This window comes from Nostoc sp. CHAB 5715, assembly GCF_020829685.1.
In the GTDB taxonomy this organism is placed as follows: Bacteria; Cyanobacteriota; Cyanobacteriia; order Cyanobacteriales; family Nostocaceae; genus Nostoc.
Genome location: NZ_JAIVFR010001032.1, coordinates 1 through 2,496 on the forward strand (window position 1 = coordinate 1; position 2,496 = coordinate 2,496).

Below are 2,496 nucleotides of genomic sequence, written 5' to 3' on the forward strand. Positions count from 1 at the left end.
ATCACGTCCGGTTAAACAGTTGTCATTGCGAACGGAGTGAAGCAATCGCTCCAGACGTTGTGATTGCTTCGTTTCACTTCGTTCCACTCGCAATGACATATCACAAGTAATTTATCGGACATGATATTAGGTGATGATGAGTGCTTATCCATACCGGATTGTTAGTAGGAAATCAGAACTAACTCAATCGGTATATCAAATAATTTATTTTCCGGAAATCGCCTAACAGTGATTGTAGTTGACAATTACGTAGCTTGTTTCTCGATAAAGGTGAGTATTATCAATAGCGAATTATTTTGACGCTGTAAAACGTCAAAATAATTCGTCATTGAATAAACTTGATGTTTACGACTCAAACCTCGTCAAACGTAAGCTCCACATAATTTTTATCTTTAGCAAGATTGAAGTCAATGTCATACAAAGAATTAGAACACATTATAGACGCTAAGATACAAAAAGCTATACGCAAGCACGAGGTTATAGTTGCTTTTATTAGTAGTATTATTGGCTTGATTTTTATAGCGGGTTTGTTCCATGCTATTTTGCTCAACCACACTCAAATTCATTCATATTGCTTGAGATGATTACTGGTTGCGTTCAATGGGTTAGGGGGGGTATTAGACACTTTGGGTAACAAATATAGCTTTTTAAACACCCTCTTAGAGGATCTTTAAAAAGTGATGCCTGATGTATCCAAAACTTTAGATTCTCCGACTAAATCTTCCGATAAATTGGACGACTTTGAGAAGGTTATTCCCCCCTTTTTATTAAAAATTACGAACTTGTACTGAGCTTGTCCTGAGCGAAGCCGTTGGTGCAGCCTCTCGTAGAGAAGGGCGTAGCCGAAGTATTACGAATTAACGAATTAATATGACAGGTCGCCGAGTATTGTTTTTAGGCATCATTGTAAGCATCCTCCTCACCTACGCAATTTGGCTGGGTGGGAGCATTCCTGCAAGCATCACCAAACTTCCTGACCAAGGATTAAACTGGTACTACTGGAAGCTTCCCCAACCAACCTTTTGGAGTCGAGCGACGGCTTGGGGTATGTACCTTGGACATCAGTTTAGCATTTGGGGGTGTATCTTGTGGGCGCAGCGATCGCAGTTGAAATACAACTCAGCGCTGCACCCGATTAATTACCTCATGCTTGCTATTAATGGTGTATTCATCGCTTTACACTTTCTCCAGACCTATATTTGGTACGATGCTCTAGCTCAAGATACTTCAATTTGGGCTTCTCAAGGTGCGGTTGTCCTGCTACTGGTCTTCGTACTGATTTTAGAAACGCCTCGACGCGGTTTGTTTTTTGGCAATTCTGTTCCATTTCATCAACAGTTTTTGCAAATTATCAAGCTGTACCACGGCTACTTTTTCTCCTTCGCCGCTATCTACACCTTCTGGTATCATCCAATGGAAGCGACTGCGGGGCATTTAATTGGTTTTCTCTATATGTTCTTGCTTCTGCTGCAATCGTCGTTAATCTTTAACCGCAGCCATGTAAATCCTTGGTGGACATTCACTTTGGAAATTACGGTGGTTTTACATAGTGTTGTTGTATCTTTGATGTTAGGACAAAGCAAGTGGCCAACATTTCTCTTTGGTTTTCTTGGCATTTTAATACTTACTCAACTCCACGGTTTACCTGTGAGTATCTTGACTAAACGTACTATCTACGGAGCCTTTTTAGTGAGTGTAATGGCCGTTTATGGACTGAGTGAACGCGGCTTGGGCAGAATTTACGAAGTAACCTATATTCCTCTGATTGAGTTTGGGCTAGTTGGCGTAATTTACTTAATCTTCCTGCTCATCTTATGGACAATTTCTCATTTAGAGGTTGTTTGAAAAGTGGTTGGCTGTGATTTTAGGCACTAACTGATCCCCCATAGCCCCCCTTAAAAAGGCTACGGTGTACACACAAGTCGGAAAAACTTTATTCACCAAAGATTTGCAGTGAAGCAGCGCTGCGGGAGGGTTTCCCTCCGCAGGCGACTGCTGAACCCGAAGGGTGCGTTACGCTGGCGTGACACAGCTAAATTGTTGCAATCATGGCGATGCCTGCGGTAGTCACTGACTTGTACTGAGCGTCTTGCCCTGAGTTTAGCCTGAGTGTAGCTGAAGGGAGTCAAAGCAATACGGTTCGGATAAGTCCCCCCGCTTGTGGCAACCCCCTTTTTAAGGGGGTAAAAGAGGAAATTAGCCCCCCAATTTATCGGGGGGTTGGGGGAATCTTCGCAGGGTAAACAAGCTAACCGAACCGTATTGGGAGTCAAAGTAGCTTTGTCGTACCACTTCGTGGAAGCAAGCTACGCGCAGCGTCTCGTAGAGAAGTGCGGGCTACGCCAACGCATTTGTTATTTCGGCGAACTCATTTGTTATTTCGGCGAACTCATTTGTTATTTCGGCGAACTCATTTGTTATTTCGGCGAACTCATTTGTTATTTCGGCGAACTCATTTGTTATTTCGGCGAACTCATTTGTTATTTCGGCGAACTC

At 42.8% G+C, this 2,496-nt stretch carries 1 protein-coding gene; it reads left to right on the forward strand.

The window, feature by feature from the left end:
* Positions 1-870: 870 nt before the first annotated feature.
* A complete protein-coding gene (locus LC574_RS35395; protein ID WP_229458293.1) occupies positions 871-1,845 on the forward strand; it encodes a hypothetical protein in 975 nt (324 codons plus the stop codon).
* Positions 1,846-2,496: the final 651 nt, after the last annotated feature.

Coding starts and splice junctions, on each gene's coding strand:
- LC574_RS35395 (WP_229458293.1), top strand. CDS start 871: ATGACAGGTCGCCGAGTATTGTTTTTAGGCATCATTGTAAGCATCCTC.